This window comes from Pseudomonas sp. MD195_PC81_125 (genome assembly GCF_014060985.1).
In the GTDB taxonomy this organism is placed as follows: domain Bacteria; phylum Pseudomonadota; class Gammaproteobacteria; order Pseudomonadales; family Pseudomonadaceae; genus Aquipseudomonas; species Aquipseudomonas parakoreensis.
In genome coordinates this window covers 1-539 of record NZ_JABULD010000814.1, presented here as the reverse complement: position 1 = coordinate 539, position 539 = coordinate 1, and the positions used below count along the sequence as shown (strand labels likewise).

Here is a 539-nt window from a genome sequence, read left to right as displayed (position 1 = left end):
TCAGTTTTGCTAAATCAGTGTGCGCCAAGTTCGCGGATCGTCTGCTTCAACGTTTCGAAGTCGTAATCCGAGAGGCCGATGTACTCCAGCACCAGCGGCCCGACGGCCTGCCATTCGAAGTCTTCGGTCTGGTTGCCCAGCACCCGGTACGACGCGCAGATGTGCTCGGCCATCTTCAGGATCGCCAGCAGGTTTTTCATCTGACTGTTGCGCGAGGTTTCGTCGCTGAAAATCGCCAGGGCATTGTGGTGGTTGGCGATGGCTGCACTGACGTGTTCCGGCAGGCGCCAGGACTTGGCGGTGTAATAACCGACCACCGAGTGATTGGTGTTGTAGACATCATTCTCGGTGTCCACGACCCGGCGCTCGGCACTCGCGTTGGCGTAGGCCTTTTCGAGTGTCGTCATGTAATCCGGGAAACGCTGAAGCATCAGCGGCACGCCGCAGTCGTGGAAAAAGCCCCAAGGCGTAAGCCTCGTCGCTGGCCTCGGTGCCGACGCGCTTGGCAAGGGTCAGGCAAGTCATGGCCACATCCTGGG

The 539-nt window shown here is 59.4% G+C and carries 1 pseudogene; it reads right to left on the bottom strand.

The annotated features are described in order from the left end of the window. Window positions 1-14: 14 nt before the first annotated feature. Window positions 15-539: pseudogene (locus HT737_RS29450) on the bottom strand (HDOD domain-containing protein); the annotation flags it as partial.